The sequence below is a fragment of the Leptolyngbya sp. Heron Island J genome (genome assembly GCF_000482245.1).
Taxonomy (GTDB): domain Bacteria; phylum Cyanobacteriota; class Cyanobacteriia; order Phormidesmidales; family Phormidesmidaceae; genus Leptothoe.
Genome location: NZ_AWNH01000016.1, coordinates 1 through 20,795, shown reverse-complemented (window position 1 = coordinate 20,795; position 20,795 = coordinate 1). Strand labels below are relative to the sequence as shown.

Genomic DNA, 20,795 nt, shown 5'->3' with positions numbered 1-20,795 from the left:
ACGAATGTCATACCTTGCTTTGATTGTTAGACGAGTTTCTTTGTACTCAAAAACCTCTCAACTAAGTGAATTGCGCACTATCAAGAAACCCGTGGTTTTCGGACAGTAGTACAGCGAATTCAAGACGCATAGTCTTCAGCGGAGAACTTTGACAACATGAACGCCACGCGGAGCACGGTAGCGAATATCGGTGCGTTCTAAGCTGCCACTATCAATTCGCCAAACTTCTACACTCCCCTTCAAAGGCGCGGCGTCATCGTTAAAATACTCGCTCACCCCTACATACAAAAGCTGATTAGAAGGATCGAAAGCTAGTCCTTGAGGCAGCAATGCTTCAAACCCAACTTCATCTTGTTTTGTAAGTTCTCCAGTCTCTTGATTAATCGCGTAGAGTGAAACCGAGGCTTCGGGATCGAATAAGTCTGATTCAATGGGTAATCCTGTTGTTCGCATGTTACTGATAGCTAGCAATGTTCCATCGTCGCTAATGGCAAGCGTCTCGGACTGAAAGCCACCAGAAGTAACGGCCACAAGCTGATGCTGCGCAGCATCGCTTGGCGTTTCAAGAGGAGCGACTGCAATAGTCGTTAAAGTGCCCTGACCGCGATAGCCGTAGAAGCGAGGCACATCTGGCCCCCACATTAATTCGCTCGTGATGTAGTAGCGTCCGTCCGATGTGAACCTGCCCATGAAAGGAAAGCGATTAGTTGCAACAATATTGCCCCACTGCTCTACGTCTGTGACTTCGCCAGACACAGAACGGTCTATCTGAAAGAAGATAACCTGGTTGCGTAACGTGAAATTAATAGCAACAATATCTGCTGTCGGATGAAAGCGGACACTGTGCGCAGGGTCAAAGGGAAGATCGCTGCGCTCGGTTAGCTCCATGGGAAACGTCTGAGGCTGACTGAGTTGTCCGTCATTAAAAGGAATGAGCGTCATCCCATTTTCCGACGATAAACCAACAACCGCCAACAGGTCTCCTGCTCCGTTAAAGTGTACAGCTTGAGGTCGAACAGGAACTTCTACTTCGCTAACAAATTCAGGAGCCGTTGGGTCATTCAGACTAAAGATACGAAGCATATTGCCTTCAGCTTGTTCTAGCTCCTCCAACGTTGTAGCCCCCTCAGGTCTGGGTTCTAGGGTTTCAATGACAGCGGCAAACTGGCCATCTGGAGAAACGGCTAGCACTGACGGCGGGCTAGCTACGGAGTTAGAAGCTGGAATAGTTGCAACCGCTTCTGCCTGCTGCGGGTCGAAAACTGATAGCGTATCTGGCTGCGGCACGATTGGGCCAAGCTGACCATCTTCGTAAGCTGTGCCAACCATGTCTACGTCTGAAAGCGATAGAACATATTGAGCCTGTGGCGTAATATCCGGCTGTTGAGCCTGTGACGTCTGAGTGCTCAAACAAGAGGCTAGTAGTAAACCTAACAAGATAGGCCAAGCTCGACGAAGCTGAATCATTCTGTGTGTCTCAAAGGGGAAGGGGGGGGTGCTTCCAATCGTAAAAGCGCGTGTGATATTCTTCAAATCCATAACAGTTATATCAGTATGAATAAAAAGCATATAGTCGAGAAAAAGGTCGATCTTGCTAGCATTGACCTCAACTTGCTAGTTGCCTTTGATGCACTTCTTATTGAGAGATCAGTCAGTGAAGCGGCTTCGCGTATTGGCATCACTCAGCCTGCTATGAGTAAGCGACTGGCTAAGCTCCGTAAGACCTTACGCGATGATATTCTTGTGCGCACAGCAGAAGGAATGCAACCGACAGCACGCGCGACCGATTTGGCAGAGCCGATTCAAGCTGCTCTTAGACAGGTCGAAGCTGCTTTAGGAAGTTATCTCACTTTCCAATCTGCTCGTTCAACCCGAACATTCCGCATTGCCACAACTGACTTAGTGGCTGCTATCCTCATTCCAAAACTGATTCGGCAGTTGCAGCACTCCGCTCCAAATATGTCGATTATTCTCTGTGTGTTGAAGCGCACTGAGATTGCAGCAGCACTGGATACTGGAAAGATCGACCTCGCCATCACAGTACTCCCAGATGCTCCTCCTTGGGTTAGACGAACAGCTTTGTTTGAAGAGCGGTATGTATGCTTAGTCGCTCAGAATCATCCTGAGATTCGAGATGAGATAACTCTAGAACAGTACATCAGACATCCCCACGTCTTAATTACCTACACAAGAGATCTAAAAGGCGCTGTTGATCGATTGTTGGATGACCGAGGCTTAGAACGCAGGGTTGTGGCAAGCTTTCCCTATCACTTAGCTGCACCAGAAATCGTAGCTAACACCGATTGTATTGTTACGCTTTCTGAACGAATTGCACGGCTCTACAGTTGGCCAGACGTAAAGGTACTACCACTGCCACTGAATTTTGAGCCTTACATGGAGACGATGTTGTGGCATCAAAGAGATGACGATGATACAACTCATCGGTGGCTGAGAACTACCGTTAGTGGTATCGCAGCCGAGCTTCACGTCCAAAGCACGTAATCTTTCGCCACCCGCCGGCGTGTCACAGACACTACAGTAGAGCCACAAAACATCTAAAACCTTTTGAGAAACCTATTCTGAGACATGAGAAGAGACACGGTTTTGGGGTTTGAGTAGTAGACGACCCAAAACCTACGCTAAGCACCTTTGGTCTCTGTACCAGTTAAACCCTCCTGACTGGAGAGGGCTGAAACTATTGAAATCTCGTTCTAATTTCTTGTACCAATTAGCCTAAGGTTAACTGGTACAAGAAATTAACTTTCATTCAGTTCATATATACTATCCTGAAACCTTTATATAACAATGGTTTTAGCCTTAGCGTTGTTTTCTGTTCCATTACTACTCAGACCCCATCTACCGGCGTACTCTCTCCTCGGCTTAACCCGGTCGAGTATCTGAATAACGACGAGTCAAGCAGCAGGTGCATAGCAGAGCGGCGACCAGAGCGTTGAACCAGCTTAAGCGGACAGCCTTGTAGTGCTTGAGAAGACTGCAGGAACTCCCAGGGCGAGTGAGAAACTACTTTGAACATCCCAGCATCACTTATGCTGCTTGATTGCGCAGCCTATTTGTCCATCGGGTTAATAAGCCTAAACCACCAACTGCAAGCAGTCCAAGAATAGTCCCAGGTTCAGGTGTTGCTACTAGCTTAGCGTTATCAGGGCTAGCATTTAATCCCTCAACACCATCGATTCGGATAGTTACCTTGCTCACGCTGTTATCAGAAATTAGCAAAGGTAGCAGAAGAGAGGTCTCTTCTGCTGGCAGTGGGGCACTCTGAGCAGCAAGTAAATCGTCGAAGTAAAGTTCAACAACTCCACCAGGTTCAATTGATCCTTCAGGTTCATTCCTAGGTGTATCAAGATAATCAATCGTGAAGTAGTCAAATTTTGAAGCATCAAAATTACTACCAGTGTATATCCACTCAAAGCGACCCTGAGCTCCTGAATCTGAGAAAGCATGGCCTTCGTCACAACCATAGCAAACTACTGTTGTTACACTCTCCCCACCAGATAATAGCTCTGCATATAATTGTCGAGACCAATCACCACCACCAAGAGTATTCATGACAGTATTAGCTGGATCAATTCGGGAGGGTCCGAATACCCCTCCGTCACCAATTGTATCGTCTACTACACTGCCACTAGGAGAAGGATTTCCATTAAAGTCATCGACGATAAAACTAAATGCTTCTGCCTTCATAGGAAATGTGAGAGCAGCAAGACCAGTAACACCAACGATCGCCAATTTGGATAAGAAATTGAGTTTATTCATGTGAATGTCCGATTTGATTAAAAGATTTGATCAAAAACAGTTATGGCCTATCAAAAATTATGAGAATGATAATCGTTATCAAAAATAGAAAATTATATCGGTGACAAAACTTTACGCACCTCTCCCTATCTCACGCTTTGCTGATGTGCTACAGGGCTGGGCACGAGCGCATTTTTGCACCGGAAGTCCGGCACGTGGTCGGTAAAGAGAACACTTAGCGTTTAGAGCGCACCAACGGCATTGTGCGGCAACAAACCGGGCGTTGGCACAGACGGCAGAACAAGTTTGGTAAACGATGGGCTCAGACCAAAGTGACGACTCGGCTAGTTGTGAGCTATTTCAACTGGATATCGTGTCACGCGCGCACTGGTGATATGGCTACTCTCAAACAAGTTGAGACTCAGATGTCTCATTGTGGAACATACCTTTTCGGGGGGATATGCAAAAAAAACTCTAAATTGTACTCTGAACCACGCAATACCTCGATCAAGATTCAGAGCTTTAGAATTCTATGTCAAATAATTAAACATATCTCTAGCATGGCTCTTGAAAGCCTTATCCAGATAGGGTTTTACGTTGTAGATATGTCCACAACGTGAGGTTCTAAAGATCAACAAATCATGACTCGTCAGGAGCCCCATAAATCTCTTCAAAGGCCTCTTCCATTTTGATATCCAGGGCTCGGTCACTGTAGCGCGCAAAAATCTTGTCAGAGCGAATGCGAACCGCTCGCTTAGCCAACAATGGGTTCATGCCAGCAGCGACGAGAGAAGTGGCAAAGGTATGTCTCATGCGGTGTGGGTGAATGTCGTCTAACTCACTGGCTTGTGCTAAATCCTTGATTAGCTCATAGATACCGCTATAGCCCAGGCGTTGCCCTCTACTGTTGTTAGATAAACTGACGAATAAAGGGGACTCTTGGCTGACGGTAAAGCCATTACGTACCAACCAACCCAGATAGCTATCCAATGCGGCAACCGCATCCGGTTTCAACGGCACCAGTCCATCACTGCCCCACTTAGCCCCACGTACGCTCAACCGCCGTCCATCATAGTCACTGATATCGAGACCGCACACCTCCCTGGCGCGCAGTCCATGACTGAGCACCTGGAGAATTGCCCGGTCACGCACTTCAGAATCGCCCCGGTAGGCTAACGCCTCAAACAATTGATTAACCTGAGTTTCCGGTAAATCGCGAGGGGGTTTGGCAGGCTCTTTGAGAAATTCAATGGTGAGAGTAGGATTGCGGGTGATATAGTCCTTGACGGTAAGCCACTTGAAGAAACTCTTCAGTGTGGCCAATGCCTGATTAATCGTGGTTGGAGCCAACATACCCCCTCGTTTACTGGGTCGATGCTTAAGATGGTGCTTGTAGCGGTCAATGTCGCGGTGGGTAATATCATGCCAGGGCGTATTCTGAGTCCAGCTATAGAAGAGTTGAAGCTGCCGTTCATAGGATTTAAGGGTACTGGCCGATAACTCACGCGATCGCAAAAACTCTACTACCCGCTGCCAACTCAAATCCTCGGCTACCGGCACTGGTGCCCTGACCACCTGCCCAAATTCAATAAATGTAGGCTCAGGCATATCACGAGCCATACAGACCTCCCCTCATTTAAACAAATCCATAGAGCGAAAGGCCTAATCTTTCGTACCCCCCTCCCTCTGGCTGAAATTTTACCCTAAATAAATCAATATATCTCTAGCTTGACGCCTGGAAGCCTTTCCTGATGGGCGTTTCACGTTGTGGACATGTCTACAACGTGAGGTTCTAAAGATCACCAAATCATGACTCTTCAGAAGCGCCATAAATCTCTTCAAAGGCCTCTTCCATCTTGAGATCTAATGCCCGGTCACTGTAGCGAGCAAAAATCTTGTCAGAGCGAATGCGGACGGCTCGCTTTGCCAACAACGGATTCATGCCAGCGGCTACGAGCGAGGTGGCAAAAGTATGTCTCATGCGGTGAGGGTGAATATCCTCTAGCTCGCTGGCTTGCGCTAAATCCTTGACCAACTCATAGATACCGCTATAGCCCAAGCGCTGCCCCCGGCTGTTATTCGACAAACTGATAAACAAGGGAGTCTCCTGGCTGACGGCAAATCCATTGCGTACCAACCATCCCAGATAGCTATCTAATGCCATAACAGCATCCGGCTTCAGCGGCACCAGGCCATCACTGCCCCACTTAGCCTCGCGGATCTGCAACCGCCGTCCATCATAGTCGCTGATATCCAGCCCACAGACCTCCCTGGCCCGTAATCCATGACTAAGCACCTGGAGAAGTGCCCGGTCTCGCACTTCGGAATCACCCCGGTAGGCCAAAGCCTGAAACAGCTGATTGACTTGAGTTTCGGCTAAATCGCGAGGCGGCTTGGCCGATTCTTTGAGAAACTCAATAGTGAGGGTGGGATTACGGGTGATATAGTCCTTGACGGTGAGCCACTTGAAGAAACTCTTCAGTGTGGCGAGGGCCTGATTAATCGTCGTTGGAGCGAGTGTTCCTCCCCGTTTACTGGGCCGATTCTTCAGGTGCTGCTTGTAGCGGTCAATGTCGCGATGGGTGATATCGTGCCAGGGTTTATTCTGGGTCCAGGTGTAGAAGATCTGGAGCTGCCGTTCATAGGCTTTGAGTGTACTACCGGATAGTTCGCGCGATCGCAAAAACTCCACCACCCGCTGCCAGCCCAAATCCTCGATAACCCGCACGGGTGCCTGGGCGACCTGGCCAAACTCGATAAAGGTGGGCTCAGGAATATCACGCGCCATTGGCAACTCCCCTTATTTGAAACAACCCGCAGGACGAAACCCGCAAGCTAGCGTGGGCATCTTCCTATGGTAGATATTCTACCCAAACTAACAAAACTTTCATTGACTTCACTAAAAATTACACTAAAACTTAGACGAATAACTAGAGGCTCAAACGCCTGGTAGAGCAGGCTATTTGGCCCTATGGGTTTATGGGAGGGGCGGGTTAGCGATCGCAGTATCCATGGGATAGCGGGTTAAAGCTGTGTCTAATGGCAGCCATTCCTCATCCGCTGTTAGGACATGTTGAACCCCGTCAATTTGAGTAGCGGCTTTGACAAGGCCCTGGTCATAAGCCCACCGCCACCACTCGTTAAAGGTGTCTAATTCAGCGACGTTGCCCAGAGACTCATTAGGTTGCCAACAGTCTTTAACGGCGGCATGAAGAAATCCGCCAGGGTTGCTCACCAGCCCTCGACTCAAGGCCTCTTCTAAGGCTTGAATTGCGGTTTCAACAATGGCGTTCGGTGTGGCCCTGATCAGGTTTCGTAAGGTTGAATTGAGCTTGATGCCCAAGGCATTGAGGTCTTGCTTATAGACCCGAGTGTTATGGGTTGTACCGGTTTTAAGGTGTTTGAGCTGCTGGTTCTCAGCCTCTAGATGCTGCAGCTGCTTCTCTAACTCCCGTATCCGCAAGAGATAGCCCCCAAAGATCTCATTTTGCCGCCGCAGTTCCCGATTTTCCGCCTCCACCGTCTGGAGTCGGTTGCGTAGGGTTTGATTTAACCCCCGTAAGGATTTCTCGCTGGCCGACTCTCGTCGCTGGGATGGTCCGGTTTGTCGGCTCTGGTCTCGGAGCTGCTCAATCCGTTGTTTGACGCTGGCCTCTTTGTAGAGCCATGCCTTGGATACCCCAGCGGCCTCCGCGACCGCCGAGAAGGTGATCGGGTGCTGGGTTTTGATGAGTTGTTGAATACCCTTGTCAACCTTCTTAAAGGTTTCCTGCCGCTTGCGTTGGGCACTGTCAGAGAGCCCCTGGGTGTTACGCTTGGCTGTCATCGTCTGGTGCCTCTAATCCAGCAATGATGGCTTCTAAATTGGCTTGCACCGTTTGATTCATTTCCACCTGCCGGGTCCAGCCGTTGGCTTGAGCTTTCTCGATCAATTGTTTTGTGGCGGTCAATTGCTGTTTATGCTCGTTGAGGTGGGCCGCAGTGGTGCGAAAATGGCCTATGGCCCCGACTCGTGCGAAATTGGGCCATAGGCCAACTAATCCTAAAGGTAAATCCGTTTTTGATGGGTTCGGGTATTCCACTATTCTCCGGAGGGATTCAGCAAACAGCTTTGGAGCTCACTGAACGCAAGATTTATAGCAATGGAGTCTTGTTACTCTATTACATAGTGAAGTGATCAGTTGTTTGTGACTAGAGGTGTTGCAATATAAGAGAAATAATAGCTGAAACCATTGATACACCTGGCATTCAGCAATCTTTTTCGGAAAATATCTGAAGCTTATGCTGTGTCTAGATTGCAGCGATTTTAGGCCTTTGTTACGTAACAGGTCTACTATCTCAACCTAACACACGTCACAGCAGTGAACGACCAAACGCTGCTGGTATGGTGGCTGATATACGTTCTGCTCGCTGCTGGGCATCTCCAAGAAGTTTGGAAAAGATAAACTAAGATTGAGACGTTGAGGTCAAACGTACACTGGCAAGTCGCAGATGTAAACGATGGAAAAGCCATCTCTAAAGGTTTGTTTGTTCGGTGACTTTTGCCTGCTTAATCGCGGTGAAACTGTCGCTGGGCTGCGTGGGCGATCGCAACAATTACTTGCCTACCTCATTTTGTATCGTCAGGCTCCTCAACCTCGCCGTCGCATTGCCGAAGCGCTCTGGCCAGAGACCCAGAACAGCCAGGCGCTTGCAAACTTACGTAAAGAACTCCATTATTTGCGTCAGGTCAATGCTCCGATCGATTCGCTACTTGTGATCGCACCTAAAACGCTATACTGGCAGCCTCAAATCCCCTGCGATGTAGACATCGTTACCTTTGAAACCGCACTTGCAAATGCTCAGAATGCTGAGGACGAAACCGCTATACTGGCGTTAGAAACCGCGATGCTTGAATGTCGGAGTGAATGTCAGGGTGAGCTCTGGCTGAACTGCGACGCAGAATGGATTTACCCTGAGCAGGTGCGAATTAGGCAAAACTATATTCGCGCTCTAGCTCGCATAACTCAGTTGCTACAATCATTGGGAGAAATTGATAGAGCGATTGCTTTTGGGCAACGTTGGCTGCAAGCCGATCCGCTAGATGAAGGGGCCACTCAAAGCCTGATGAAACTCTACGGAGAGATAGGCGATCGCGCTACCGCCTTACGGATTTATCACCAGTGCATGACGACCCTACAAGCCGAACTAGGTGTGAACCCAAGTCCAAAAACTGCTGGAATTTATCAGCGGTTGCTCATGGCTGAAGGCGAAACCAAGACAGCATCGGAGCTATCCGAAGGGACTTCTTTGGAACCCTTGCCACTATCAGTATCTGAATCTGGCCAGCCATTGGTGGGTAGAGATAACCTGTTGAGAACTTTAGAACAGTGGCTTTTTGGCACAATCGATGACTCTTCCCCTTTACTACTGCTAATCGGTGAGCCCGGCATTGGAAAAACTAGATTGCTCGAAGCCCTGGCTGAAACCGCAACGCACCACCACTGGCAGACTTGTTGGGGGCATGCCTTTGCCGCCGAGCAGCTCCGCGCCTACGGGGTATGGATTGATCTGCTGCGCTCAAGCTTTGAAGAAACATTTGGTAGTCTGCTGGCGGAATTTGGGGTGTCGGCTCCAGCCTTACAAGCGCCGTCGCCGGATCGCGCTCAATACCAGATACCTCAATACCAGGCACCTCAACATCGGGCACAGCTTTTAGATAAGGTCGTTGAAGAGTTACGCACGCTAGCTACCCCAAAGCGGCCCCTACTACTGTTATTTGACGATATTCACTGGTTAGACGACTCTTCTATCACGCTCTTGCACTATGTGTTCCGGCTACTGGGTCAGAGCTCATTCAAAATCGCCTGTGCCGCTAGATGGAAAGAGTTGCAAGAGAATTCAGCTGCACTCACCCTAGTCAAATCATTGCGTCGAGAGAATCGACTTCAGGAGGAAACGATTCCACCTTTGTCTGCGGAGGCTGTGCTGGCATTAGTGAAGCCGTTGCAAGAGAAGTTTCATACCCCACCTAATGACACGTTTAGCAGCGCTTTTGACAGCGAGCAGCAAAGCCCTCAAAGACTAGACCCAGACAAGCTTTATGCTGATAGTGGTGGCAACCCACTGTTTGCCCTGGAAGCAGCCAGAGCTAGCACCCAAAAATCCATCCAAAAATCTAAAGGTCTGGCAGGCTTAATTGACGATCGACTGCAACGGTTAGACGGAGCTGCTAGAGACTTGTTACCTTGGGCAGCGGCTCTCGGACGGCGGTTTGATCCAGAGATTCTAGCGGCGGCCGCCAGCTACCCACCCATGGAATTTTTGAGGGCGATGACACAGCTTGAACAACAACAAATTGTTCGCCCCGCACAGTTATCAGCTAGCTCCGATCGCAGTAGCTATGACTTTGTTCATGACCTGATTAGACAGGTCGCCTATGAACAACTCTCCGAGCCTCGGCGGCGAATAGTTCATGGGCAGCTAGCCAAAACCTTAGAGGTTCAAATGATCGAAGACGATCTGGCGGCTCAGGTGGCGTACCATGCTGGCGCGGCAGGAAATCATGCCTTAGCGGCCCAGGCTTGCTTAGCAGCGGCCACTCGTAGCGTGCGATTGTTTGCCTATGAGGAGGCGATCCAGCTCACTTTGTTGGGTTTAGAGCATGCGCAATCTTTGCAGACGTGCGATCGCCTCCTATATTCAGCCAAGCTCTGGCAGACGCGCGTTTTAGCAGGCGTTTCCAAGTCAGAAGCCACGGATGTAAAACAGCAGCTGAATAAATTGCTCGGTGAAATGAACGGTTTCGCCCTGCCCGAAGCTGAATTGTTTGTTCATCAGGCGATCGCCTTTTTGCATTATGAACAAGGCAACTTGAGTGATGTTCACCGGCAGTGTCTAAAGTCTTTAGATGTAATTCCGCCCACGCCCCAATTACAAGCTGAAACCCTGGCAACCAACGGCAGCTGCCTGGCCGCCATTGAACAAGACATGGAACGAGCCGAGGCCCTATTGCTAGAAGCTCATTCACTCGCCACTCGTCTGGGTTTATCCCTGTGTGATATTGACCAGGGTCTTGGCTGCATCCATCGCTATCGCGGCCAGTATGACATCGCGATGAACCATTTTCACCAGGCCCTTCAGCTTGCTCAAAATCAACAAGATCATTGGGCAGCTGGCTGCAATCTCTCGTTTTTGGCAATGACGGCCTGGGATAGCCATCAGCCCGATTTGAGCTATGCTCAGGCGCTGCTGGAGTTGTCTCCTCAGCTGTCACAGGGCAGCGATGCAGCCTTTGCTCAGGCACTTATTATCCTGCAAGACTATGCTCAAGAGGCAGGCAAGCCGCCATCGTCACTGGGCGAAGCTTTGCACCGTCTGGATAACCTGGATGCCCAGCGAAAAATTGTTTTTGTGGCCAGCCATGCCAGCGAGCGAGCGCTGGCGCAGGAGGATGCGAGTTCGGCAATGGCGTATGCGACCATCGCGCATCGGGCGGCTGCAAGGGTTGAACATCCTGGTGATGTTGTGATCGCTGAAGCCCTATGTTTGCTCAGCAACCTGGCAACCGATTGTAAAACTAACGAAGAGCATGCAGCAATACAGCAGCACCAACAAAAGCTAAAAGCATTGAATGCTAGAAGCTTCAGTGCTCGTGTTCAAACATTATTGAAAAAAGTCTCTGAATCGACTATTCGTTTCTGAATCCAGTACGATCTAAAATCATGCCGTATCAGCTGAGTTCTACTCTCGGAAGTGTTTTTACTATGGCACTCATCGTTGTCGAAACAACCTATAATCCCCCTATCGACCAAGCCTTTTGGGATGAACTAGTAGAACGTTCCGCCCCTTGTATGACAGAGCGAAATATTACTTGGAAGCGGACGTATCTATCGCGCGATCGCACGCACAGCGTTTGCGAATTAGAAGCTGCCGATGCCGACACCGTTCGCGCTGCCTACCAAAAAGGAAAAGTTCCCTACGACCAAATCTGGTCAGCGAATTTGATAGAGACGCTATCAGCACCTATTAACGCTCTTTAGCTTTGACGGACAATTGCTAACAACGCAATAGGTAGTCCACAGAACGCCCGGGGAACGTCTAGGGAGCGCCCGCTTTTCTATTGTTGACTCATGACAAGTTCATTTCTCCCTTTTGGAGGTCATGATGACAACAGATACGCTAACTCAACCCAATTCAGTTTTAGAAGATCAGATTAACGCGTCAGCCTTAGATGAACAGAAGGCAGAGGCCTTTGGCGATCGCCTGCTAGGCATGCTCAACAGTGGCGCTTTAGCCAGTATGCTCTCCATTGGCCATCGCACGGGCCTGCTAGATACGATGGCCACCCTCAGCGCCAGCACTAGCCTACAAATTGCTGAGGCCGCAGGACTTAACGAACGCTATGTTCGCGAGTGGCTAGCCGCCCTGGTGACAGGTCGCATTGTTGACTATGACAGTGCCAGCCGCAGCTATTCACTTCCGGCTGAACATGCGGTCTTTCTGACCCGCGAGGCTAGTCCTAATAACCTGGCCGCGACCATGCAGTTTGTGCCTCTGATGGGCGCAGTCGAAGATGCCATCATTGATTGTTTTTACCATGGTGGTGGCGTTCCCTATTCCGCCTATACTCGCTTCCACGAGGTGATGGCAGAAGACAGCGCTCAAACGGTAATTGCGGGACTAGATACGCACATTTTGCCAATGGTGCCAGGGTTAATCGAAGCGCTAGCCAGCGGAATAGAAGTCGCGGATATTGGCTGCGGGCAAGGCCGGGCAATCCAAAAGCTGGCAGGCATGTTTCCCAGTAGTCGATTCGTGGGCTACGACTTCTCTCCTGAGGCGATCGCCTGGGCCAAGGCAGAATCCCAACGGTTGACCCTGGAGAATATTACCTTTCAGATACAGGACGCCGCTCAGATTACTGAAGACAGCCAGTATGACCTGATATTTGCCTTTGATGCCATTCACGATCAGGCGCAGCCAGAAACTGTCTTGCAAAATATCCATCGGGCCTTGCGACCTGGAGGGCTGTATCTCATGCAAGATATTCGGGCGTCTAGCCATCTAGAGAACAATCTAGACCATCCGGTTGCGCCCTTGCTCTATTTCATTTCTTGTCACCACTGTACGGCTGTCTCTTTGGCAGCGGGTGGCCCCGGATTAGGGACTATGTGGGGAGAGGAACTAGCCCTTGAAATGATTGAGGCGGCTGGGTTTACTCGTATTGAAGTAAAGCAACTAGAACATGACTTTCAGAACAACTATTACCTCGCTCGCAAAGAGACAGGTAGCAGATAAACAGTTCGCAAATTAAGGCAGTGCTACTAAAAATAGCCTGGCCGATTCACGCTCAAAAAATTAATTGGAGATCAAAACCATGATTGCTACTGCGCAGAAACATACTGTACAAAGACATACTGTGCTGGACTGCCGCTTGGCGGCCAAAGCCGTTGCTAAAAAACTCAAGGAGACAGCAATAGAACGCGATCGCAAAGCTGGAATCCCCAACTACGAAGTAAACCTGTTGCGAGAAGCTGGATTACTCCCTCTCATTGTCCCTAAATCCTACGGTGGTCTGGGTGCAAGCTGGATAGACGCCATGGCCATCATCAAAGAGCTGGCAAAAGGCGACAGTGCTGCCGCTCAGCTCTACGGTTACCATGTGCTGCTGAGCGCTACGCCACAGCTATCCGGCACCCCCGAGCAGGCGAAAGCCTTTTATAGAGAAACGGCCCAGCACAATCTCTTTTGGGCAAATGCCATTAACATTCGCGACACCCGCTTGCGCATTGCGTCTGATGGTGACCATTACCGGGTTAATGGTGCGAAATCTTTTTGCACCGGGGCAGCTGTAGCTGACCGCATTATCTGTACGGCAATAGAAGGTGATAATCCGATTCCTGTGCTGTTTGTATTGCCACGCAATCGCGCGGGTCTTACCTACAATCACGACTGGGATGTCATGGGTCAGCGACGCACCGCCAGCGGCAGCTTCACTTTCGAAAATGTAACGGTCAAGGCGACCGATATTTTAGGGCCACCTGAGAACCCTGAGGGTGCAGCAGCGACGCTACTAGGAATGTTTGGCCTGCTTCTGCTCTCGCACATTTTTCTTGGGATTGCCGAAGGAACCCTTGAATCTGCGATGGATTATACCCGCACTCAGTCGCGACACTGGCTAACCTCTGGCGTGGATAAAGCTGTTGAAGATCCACATTTGCTGCGGCACTATGGCAATCTGTGGGCGCAGCTTCAGGGGGCCAATGCCCTGGCAGCGCAGGCGACAGCGCAGGCTCAGCAGGCATGGGACAAGGGAAATGCGCTGACGCATGAAGAACGAGGGGAGGTGGCGATCGCCGCAGCCTCCGCCAAAAGCCTGACAACTAACACTGGCCTGGTCATCACCAATCAAATCTTTGAACTCATGGGAGCACGTTCTGCTGCTGCCTGCTATGGCTTTGACCGCTACTGGCGAGACTTACGCACGCTCAGCCTGCACGATCCTTTGGACTACAAACTACAAGAGATCGGCAACTGGGTTCTGAATGGAAAAGCGCCTGTCCCCACACCGTATGCATAGAGAGATCTCTTAAATTCAACAACAGTACGAGGTATTCAAAATGAACGAAGGTGAAAAAGCTGCTGGGTTAGCCCAGACTGCAAACTATCGATATGCTCAGCAAGTAGGCTCGCAGCTATTCGTTGCGGGCCAAGTGCCCCACGATGCCGATGCTAATATTGTTGGCATTAGTAATCCTCGCGTTCAGGCAACCCAGTGCCTGAACAATCTCGGCGCTTTAATCGCTCACCATGGATTTCACAAGCATGACGTCCGGCAGCTGACGATTTATGTTGTCGGGGAAAGGGAAAACCTCATAGACGCGTGGCAAGCCGTAACAGACTGGTTTAATAATGACGTGCCACCTGCTACGTTGCTGGGGGTTGCGCTGCTTGGATATGAGTCTCAGCTTGTAGAAATTGACGCAATCGTGGTTAGTGACCCATGAGCAATCAACTCTCAGTACAGACGTTCAACAAGTTCGCGAATGAGTACGACCAGAAGTATAGGAATTTTCGACCCTATACTGAAACATACGACAAGTTAGGTAGCTTGCTCTCAAGAGGCCGTTTACTGTCTGTTCTGGAGGTTGGCTGTGGGCCAGCGCCTGCCTCAAGCTACCTGATAAAGCAGGGATTCAGTTTAGATGTATTTGGATTCGATCTCGCGCAAAACATGGTTGACCTAGCGAGAAAAAACGTTCCTGACGGAGTTTTTGAAGTTCTAGATTGCCGGAATCTCGACAGCCTTCCACACAGCCTTCCACGAAAAGATGTTGTGATTTGTGGATTTTGTGTTTCCTACCTGAATCCGTCGGAATGTTCGAAACTCGTTAAAGATGCGAGCGGTGCTTTAAAGCCAGAAGGAATCGCTTATTTGAGTGCTATTGAGGGTGATCAGTGCTACTTAGAACAGAAAACGGCGTTGTCAGGAGATACTGTGCTTATACATCACCACACAGTTGATTTCTTGCGAGACAACTTTTCTAAATCTAGCTTCAACATTGTACATATCACCCACAAGAACCTGACTGCAGATGGAATCACTGACGATTCTGAAGTGTTTTTATATGCGCGAATGAAAAGGTGAAAAATCATCAGCCAGTGCATGGGCTTGTACTTTCCCGATACCTTCTCGATTCCCTTTTATCCTGAAGTAAACAGCCTGCACTCAGCCCGCTTTGCTAGTTTTCGAATGGCTCAGCATAAATTTAATTTCAACAACAAATTGGAGAATATCATTATGATTTTGGATGGCAAACAACTTTCAGGAATAGGTCTTGGTTTAGGCATTCTCGTAATGACCGCTCAGGCTTCTCCGCCGGGCACTCGCCCGTATAATCCAGTTAGATCGGAAGGTCTACAGCTAAACGGTTTGCAGCTAAACGGCTTGCAGTTGAACGGCCTACAGTTAAATACCTCAAACGGAAATCAGCAGGCGACTCATGCTCTTAAAGCTGTGTTTCCCGACTGGATCGATCCAGCCAGGACGCAAGCCACAGCCAGTCACTCAGCTGCTGAAGGCGTTTTGACAGACCGCATTGTGCTTGAAGGCAGTCAGCTTACTTTCAAAGCTGCCGAATAAGGAGGTCATTGTGAGATACGGTCATTTAGCCTTGACTCTTGCCTTAGTGGGGGGAGTTGGTCTTGCGGTATGGAACAGTTTTTCCTCGTCCTGGTACGGCAGTAGTGTAACCAAGGTAACTCTCACCAGCTTTGATGAGAAAGGGCAAGCTCGCACCTTCAAAATCAACGATGTGCAGCTTGACCCACAAGATAATGAACAAGAGATCTATCTCTACACTGTTCTTTATCAGGGAGCTCATAATCGCAACGGCAGCACCTGGCACAACCTGTGCTTGCCCGACGCTGATGGCATGGCCAAGGCTATTCCGCTTTCTGGCCGGTGGGATGTAACAGGGGCACATATTGACGATGGCAGCATTACGTTTGCCTGTACCAATGGTGCGGTCGCAAAATGTGTCCGCTGGGGCTACAAGCCCTGGAAGACGCTCAAAGGAGAATCCTTACGCGACTATCACCAAGCCTGCACTCGCATGGTGCGGGCTGACTACTGTGGTAATGGCACTGGCCACACGCAAAATGGAACAGCCATTGATGTATACGACCGTCTCGGCGTGCAGCAGCGCACTCAAGACAACGGTATGGCTCCAGAAGCGTCCTGGGATGCTAACGGTGTCGTCAATCTCAAACGGACTCGCTTTCAAAGCACCTTCGAGAAACTACAGCAAAACTGTCCAGAGAAACTCTCTTCTACGACACAAGTCAATCAGTCAAACACTCAAGCGCTGAAAAGCATTCCTACGCCTTTGCTATTCAACGATTCGTTCATTCAATCGCAGAGTCCATAGAACTTATCTCATCTGTAGTTAGTACGCACAAAACCAGTACGTACTAACTTTTTCGAGTCAGGAAACGTACGTTATCACTAGCCTTCTTTTCAGTGATCTTAGGAAAAGCTCAGAAAATTTATTTTTGAGCATGAGACAGCACCCCGAACTATTTTCAGTATTTGCTTACAAAAATGGGGTTATTTGCATATTCCCCCGAAAAGTTTATTCCACGTTAAGACGACTAAGTCTTAGCGTAATACAAACGAAGTAATGTGATGGTGGATTGCCCTCTCTACATAGCTTATAGCTATTTATTGAATCGTCTGCCTTGCCGATATGGGCGTCACTCGGCACCAGGTCTTCTGACTGAGGAGCGTCTCATAAAGTGTACCTTTTGAGACGTAGTAAGACGTAGTAATAAGTGTGTCTCAATTCATGTCTCGTTATGCGTTTCTCAGATCGTCTTAGACTTTATGAGACGCCAGAAAAACTGATATAGCGTTTCTTTGCCGTGTAGCTATCTGCTTTCGTAATTAAAAGAGTAAGCTGTTTCACAGTATGAGACGCGTGTATCTTATTCTGGACTATACCTTTTCGAGGGGTTATGCAGAAAACCCCATGAACTATTCCTAGGCGATTATTTGTCTGCTAGTTAGTACTTTTCCTGAGGACGCTTGATTTCGAGGCTTACAACCAAGATTGGGTATAGCTTTCAGCCTTATGGCCCAATTTCGCACGAGTCGGGGCCATAGGCCAAAATGGGTACAGGTGAGACAGGCATTCGCGTGGGGGCATCCCTTAGAGATAGTAGGTAAGGCACATGAGCCGTTGGGTAGTGCTTGGGCTTGAATAGTCTGCTTAAACCACTGCAGATCTGGATCATTGGCCTGAGGTGTATCGGTATGAACAGTTTGGCCTGCAATATTGACGACCTTGCCATGAAAGAGGGAAATTTCTTCTTTCATGGTCTGATCATGGATGTGGGCATAGGTGGCCGTCATTTTGGGAGATTCATGGCCGAGATAGCGCTGTACGATATGTTGTGGGACGCCATTATTGATCATGCGAGTGCCGACGGTGTGTCGAAACTGGTGGGTGCGAAAATGCCACAGCTGGCCATTTTCATCACAGATCATGTGTTTCTCTGCTAGTCGGTTGAGATGATCCGCATAGGTTGTCCCCGTAATGGGTTTAGGCTTAGGCCAAAAGCCACGTCTGCCCTTGAAACTGGTGCAGAAGAGATAATCGTAATTCTCCCCCACGTGTTCGACGATATACGCTTTTTGTTCTTGAATGACGCGAACAATTTCGCGTGAGACGGGAATGGTGATTTCTTTTTTCATTTTGAACTGGTAATACCTGAGGAACCAATCCCCTGCGTTGTCTTGCATTAGACAGTCGGGTGTTAAAGCAATCAGTTCAGAGATCCGCATGCCGCACTCCATTAGTAGAAGCGTCATGCGCATGATGGGGGGCAAGATGCGTTTTAAGCTGCTGTAATACGTAGTCTGGGATGTATCGAGGAATAATGGTTTTGGGCTTTGGGCAGTCCTCTCGTCGAATCAGATAGGTGTCAACTGGCAACCACTTATTTTGACTACAGAGATCTAGAAAGGTGCGTAAGTCAACGATGAGGTGCGTTCGAGTGGATGTCTGCAGTCCACTGCTGGCTAAATAGGCGAAGTAATCAATGAGTGTGGTGCGAGATATCTGCTCAGGGGTAATCTCTGGATGATGGGCTTTTAGGAACCTAGAAAATTTAGTGAGTGAGGTTAATCGGCAGCGTGCAGTACTTGCACTGAGAGTGCTGAGGGATAACTTGATAAATGTTTTTGTGGCTGTCTGCAACCAAGGTTGAAAGATGTGAGTGAAATTAAGTTTGTAGAGTGTGTTGCCAGGCGGCAATTCACATCCAAGTCTGCGGATATCCCAAATGTCGCGAGCCAATTCATCGTCCAGGTTGACGGCCCAAGATTCGCGGGAGGTCCAGTAGAGTTGTGTGCCGCACTCACTACAGTAAACGCCTTTTGTGGCTGGGGTCATAGGAGCTTTGGGCTGAATACAATTCATGTGGTCACACTGCTTGCAGAAGATTAAAATCTCAGGGAGTGTCGTCTGGATGACGGGAGTGTGTTGATGGTTAGGTCTCATGCCGGGTGTCTAAATAGGTTTGATAAGCCTGCTTGAGGTCATCGGTGTTGACATGCACATAGGTGTCAAGGGTGGTTTGAATGTGAGCATGTCCCAGACGTTTTTGAACAAACGCCATGTCCATCCCTTCCGCGATCAATTGGGTGGCGTGGGTATGACGCAGCATGTGGGGGTGAATGGGGATACCCGTTTTTCGGGCTAGACGTGAAAAGAGCGCCATAACAGTGCTGTAGGACATCGGGTATCCTTTGCGGCCTTCCCAGAGATTGACAAAGACATAGTCGCTGAGATGATCGCCTAGAATGTCCATGAATTCATCGCAGACATAACGTGTGTAAAGTCCCATCAAGTCTTGGGTGACATGGACAATGTAGGGAGTTTGGCTTTTGGCACGAGCACCGTTTAAATTGTCATCACGGGGTTCAATGTGAATGAGATTATCCATGGATTGGATGTCTTCATGCCGTAGTCCTAATGCCTGACCAATGCGCATGCCAGACTCATACAATAGGCAAATCAAGAATTGATCTCGCACCCGGTTGCAGGCCGCGATCAGGGTTTGAACCTGGTGAGGCTCAACCGTTTTTGGAACTCGTTTTGGGACCTTAAGTTTGAGTAAACGCGTTTTGACGGGTTTACCTTTAGTGATGTGATGGAGAAAGCTTTTATAGCGTTTGCCTGGTGTCAGGACGGTTTTATAAAGGGGGATATGGGGGACATTCCCAGTCTTCTCATGGAAATCATAAAGTGTGCAAACGGCTGAGAGAATATTGTTAATCGAGGCTTCTGAGCGAGGAGATGATTTGGGTGAGATAGCTTGGACAGACTGTGGAAGAGGTGTTCTCAGCCAAAGGATAAAGTCTGCTAACTCTGGAAGTCCTACAGTAGTCCAATAGAGATGACTCTGGTATAAGTAGTCCCAGTACAGCCGCAGATGGTAAGCATAGGTCCTGAGTGTATTGGGAGAACGCTCTAGATTGCGTAGATAGTCGAGAAAATCTTGGACAGGTTCAATGAGCTGGTAATTGTCATCTAAAACAAGCCACGTGACACTGGCGTCAGTCAGGGTGGCCTTCTGAACTTTCACCATGATTACGTTGTAGACGTTGTAGAAAAGCTGGTTGTTATCTGTCTACATCGTAATGGATGTGGTCTATAATTTGTTGTTGTTTACTCTGTAGACACAAGAATATCCGCTAGAGTTTGGCTCATTTATATTGGTTACACAAAAAATAACACTAAAAATAAACCTGTCAAAGTACGCTACCCTAGACCTTGAATTGCGGGCAGTTCAGCCATCGCTCGATTTCTAAGGACGAATGCCACGGCGGATTAATCAAAAGTGTGTCGCGTGTGCTCAGTTGAGTGCAGCCCAGGCCCGGCAGCAGCACGGTCCCAGTGGGGATGGCTGCTGGGATGAAAAGCGTTGTCACCGGATGCGATCTCACTACCGTAATCGACGAGACTCGAATGAAAAGCGACGGGCTATCTATCAGCAGCAGGTCATGGCTACCAAGGCTGACGATGGAGTAGAGACCGTTTCTCTAGACGTGGCAGAATCCTCGATGCCCTATGCCAACCTCTATATCTGGCGGGAAAAGCGCAAGGATGCTCCGGTTCATGCCATTGGCGCAACCGTGATTCACAACGGCCAGAAAGTTTTGGAGGTTAAGCCGATTCACTGTGCCGGATATCGGCGACGACAGTTAGAACGCTATGTCTCTCAAAAGATGCTGCCCTATCTCACGGAACGCTATGGAATCACCCACTTTTCCAATGAGATTCGGTTAGAGCCTATTGAGTGTCCCATTCCTGACTGCCCTTTGAAGGGAGGCTTTGATCATCTTGGAGTGGGCGATGGTTAGTGTTCGTCAGCTGGAGTTAGATTTGGGTGATGCCTTTGAAGATGCCGCCTATGTGCCGGAAGAAGCGAATATTTTAGAACTTTGGCAGCAGTTTGAGGGGGTAATGATGGAGCTGCCGTGGCGCGAGCAG

General features: G+C 49.1%; 19 protein-coding genes and 1 pseudogene. 11 read left to right on the top strand and 9 right to left on the bottom strand.

Features of this window, described 5'->3' with window-relative positions; translation table 11 throughout:
- Positions 1 to 135 precede the first annotated feature (135 nt).
- Positions 136 to 1,467: a beta-propeller fold lactonase family protein gene (locus N836_RS45310; RefSeq protein WP_023071261.1), complete on the bottom strand. Its 1,332-nt coding sequence runs from the start codon at positions 1,465 to 1,467 to the stop codon at positions 136 to 138.
- A gap of 87 nt (positions 1,468 to 1,554) precedes the next feature.
- Between N836_RS45310 and N836_RS45305 the strand changes: the two genes are divergently transcribed.
- Positions 1,555 to 2,502, top strand: coding sequence for a LysR family transcriptional regulator (locus N836_RS45305; RefSeq protein ID WP_023071260.1), 948 nt, complete (start codon positions 1,555 to 1,557; stop codon positions 2,500 to 2,502).
- A 543-nt stretch (positions 2,503 to 3,045) separates the two neighbouring features.
- On the opposite strand, the gene N836_RS45300 is transcribed toward N836_RS45305, so the two are convergent.
- Positions 3,046 to 3,777, bottom strand: coding sequence for a PEP-CTERM sorting domain-containing protein (locus N836_RS45300; RefSeq protein WP_023071259.1), 732 nt, complete (start codon positions 3,775 to 3,777; stop codon positions 3,046 to 3,048).
- A gap of 182 nt (positions 3,778 to 3,959) precedes the next feature.
- Between N836_RS45300 and N836_RS74425 the strand changes: the two are divergent.
- A pseudogene (locus tag N836_RS74425) lies at positions 3,960 to 4,142 on the top strand (IS1 family transposase); the annotation flags it as partial.
- Positions 4,143 to 4,395: 253 nt separating this feature from the next.
- On the opposite strand, the gene N836_RS45295 reads toward N836_RS74425, so the two are convergent.
- The 4 genes from N836_RS45295 to N836_RS75635 form a co-directional block, all read right to left on the bottom strand.
- Positions 4,396 to 5,376: a tyrosine-type recombinase/integrase gene (locus N836_RS45295; RefSeq protein ID WP_023071258.1), complete on the bottom strand. Its 981-nt coding sequence runs from the start codon at positions 5,374 to 5,376 to the stop codon at positions 4,396 to 4,398.
- A gap of 187 nt (positions 5,377 to 5,563) precedes the next feature.
- Positions 5,564 to 6,544, bottom strand: a complete 981-nt coding sequence (locus tag N836_RS45290) for a tyrosine-type recombinase/integrase (protein ID WP_023071257.1) — start codon at positions 6,542 to 6,544, stop codon at positions 5,564 to 5,566.
- Between the two features lie 189 nt (positions 6,545 to 6,733).
- Entirely contained in the window at positions 6,734 to 7,582 is an 849-nt protein-coding gene (locus tag N836_RS72895; RefSeq protein ID WP_023071256.1) for a DUF6262 family protein, read from the bottom strand.
- Complete coding sequence (locus N836_RS75635; RefSeq protein WP_023071255.1) at positions 7,566 to 7,838, bottom strand: hypothetical protein; 273 nt, start codon at positions 7,836 to 7,838, stop codon at positions 7,566 to 7,568. The genes N836_RS72895 and N836_RS75635 overlap by 17 nt, the downstream gene beginning before the upstream one ends.
- A 418-nt stretch (positions 7,839 to 8,256) precedes the next feature.
- Between N836_RS75635 and N836_RS45275 the strand changes: the two genes are divergently transcribed.
- From N836_RS45275 to N836_RS72890, 8 genes are all read left to right on the top strand, one after another.
- Positions 8,257 to 11,439 carry an AAA family ATPase gene (locus tag N836_RS45275; protein ID WP_023071254.1) on the top strand — a complete coding sequence of 1,061 codons (3,183 nt, stop codon included), beginning with the start codon at positions 8,257 to 8,259 and terminating at the stop codon, positions 11,437 to 11,439.
- A 62-nt stretch (positions 11,440 to 11,501) separates the two neighbouring features.
- On the top strand, positions 11,502 to 11,777 hold the full coding sequence (locus N836_RS45270) for a nickel-binding protein (protein WP_023071253.1): 276 nt from the start codon (positions 11,502 to 11,504) through the stop codon (positions 11,775 to 11,777).
- Between the two features lie 121 nt (positions 11,778 to 11,898).
- Positions 11,899 to 13,035: a class I SAM-dependent methyltransferase gene (locus N836_RS45265; protein WP_031291830.1), complete on the top strand. Its 1,137-nt coding sequence runs from the start codon at positions 11,899 to 11,901 to the stop codon at positions 13,033 to 13,035.
- Positions 13,036 to 13,114: 79 nt separating this feature from the next.
- On the top strand, positions 13,115 to 14,317 hold the full coding sequence (locus N836_RS45260) for an acyl-CoA dehydrogenase family protein (protein ID WP_023071251.1): 1,203 nt from the start codon (positions 13,115 to 13,117) through the stop codon (positions 14,315 to 14,317).
- A gap of 40 nt (positions 14,318 to 14,357) precedes the next feature.
- A complete protein-coding gene (locus tag N836_RS45255; protein ID WP_023071250.1) occupies positions 14,358 to 14,744 on the top strand; it encodes a RidA family protein in 387 nt (128 codons plus the stop codon).
- Complete coding sequence (locus N836_RS45250) at positions 14,741 to 15,385, top strand: class I SAM-dependent methyltransferase (RefSeq protein ID WP_023071249.1); 645 nt, start codon at positions 14,741 to 14,743, stop codon at positions 15,383 to 15,385. The genes N836_RS45255 and N836_RS45250 overlap by 4 nt, the downstream gene beginning before the upstream one ends.
- A gap of 18 nt (positions 15,386 to 15,403) precedes the next feature.
- Positions 15,404 to 15,880, top strand: coding sequence for a hypothetical protein (locus N836_RS45245; protein WP_023071248.1), 477 nt, complete (start codon positions 15,404 to 15,406; stop codon positions 15,878 to 15,880).
- A gap of 10 nt (positions 15,881 to 15,890) precedes the next feature.
- Positions 15,891 to 16,667 carry an ADYC domain-containing protein gene (locus tag N836_RS72890; protein ID WP_023071247.1) on the top strand — a complete coding sequence of 259 codons (777 nt, stop codon included), beginning with the start codon at positions 15,891 to 15,893 and terminating at the stop codon, positions 16,665 to 16,667.
- Between the two features lie 611 nt (positions 16,668 to 17,278).
- Here the strand turns inward: N836_RS72890 and N836_RS76945 are convergent.
- From N836_RS76945 to N836_RS45230, 3 genes are all read right to left on the bottom strand, one after another.
- Positions 17,279 to 18,082: a tyrosine-type recombinase/integrase gene (locus N836_RS76945; RefSeq protein WP_023071246.1), complete on the bottom strand. Its 804-nt coding sequence runs from the start codon at positions 18,080 to 18,082 to the stop codon at positions 17,279 to 17,281.
- Positions 18,069 to 18,692, bottom strand: coding sequence for a phage integrase SAM-like domain-containing protein (locus N836_RS76940; RefSeq protein ID WP_200867390.1), 624 nt, complete (start codon positions 18,690 to 18,692; stop codon positions 18,069 to 18,071). Before N836_RS76940 ends, N836_RS76945 begins: the two co-directional genes overlap by 14 nt.
- Before the next feature lie 97 nt (positions 18,693 to 18,789).
- Positions 18,790 to 19,890, bottom strand: a complete 1,101-nt coding sequence (locus N836_RS45230) for a tyrosine-type recombinase/integrase (protein ID WP_023071244.1) — start codon at positions 19,888 to 19,890, stop codon at positions 18,790 to 18,792.
- A 229-nt stretch (positions 19,891 to 20,119) separates the two neighbouring features.
- Between N836_RS45230 and N836_RS45225 the strand changes: the two genes are divergently transcribed.
- Positions 20,120 to 20,665 (top strand): hypothetical protein, encoded by a 546-nt coding sequence (locus tag N836_RS45225; RefSeq protein WP_023071243.1) that lies wholly within the window; start codon positions 20,120 to 20,122, stop codon positions 20,663 to 20,665.
- The last annotated feature ends 130 nt before the right edge of the window (positions 20,666 to 20,795 follow it).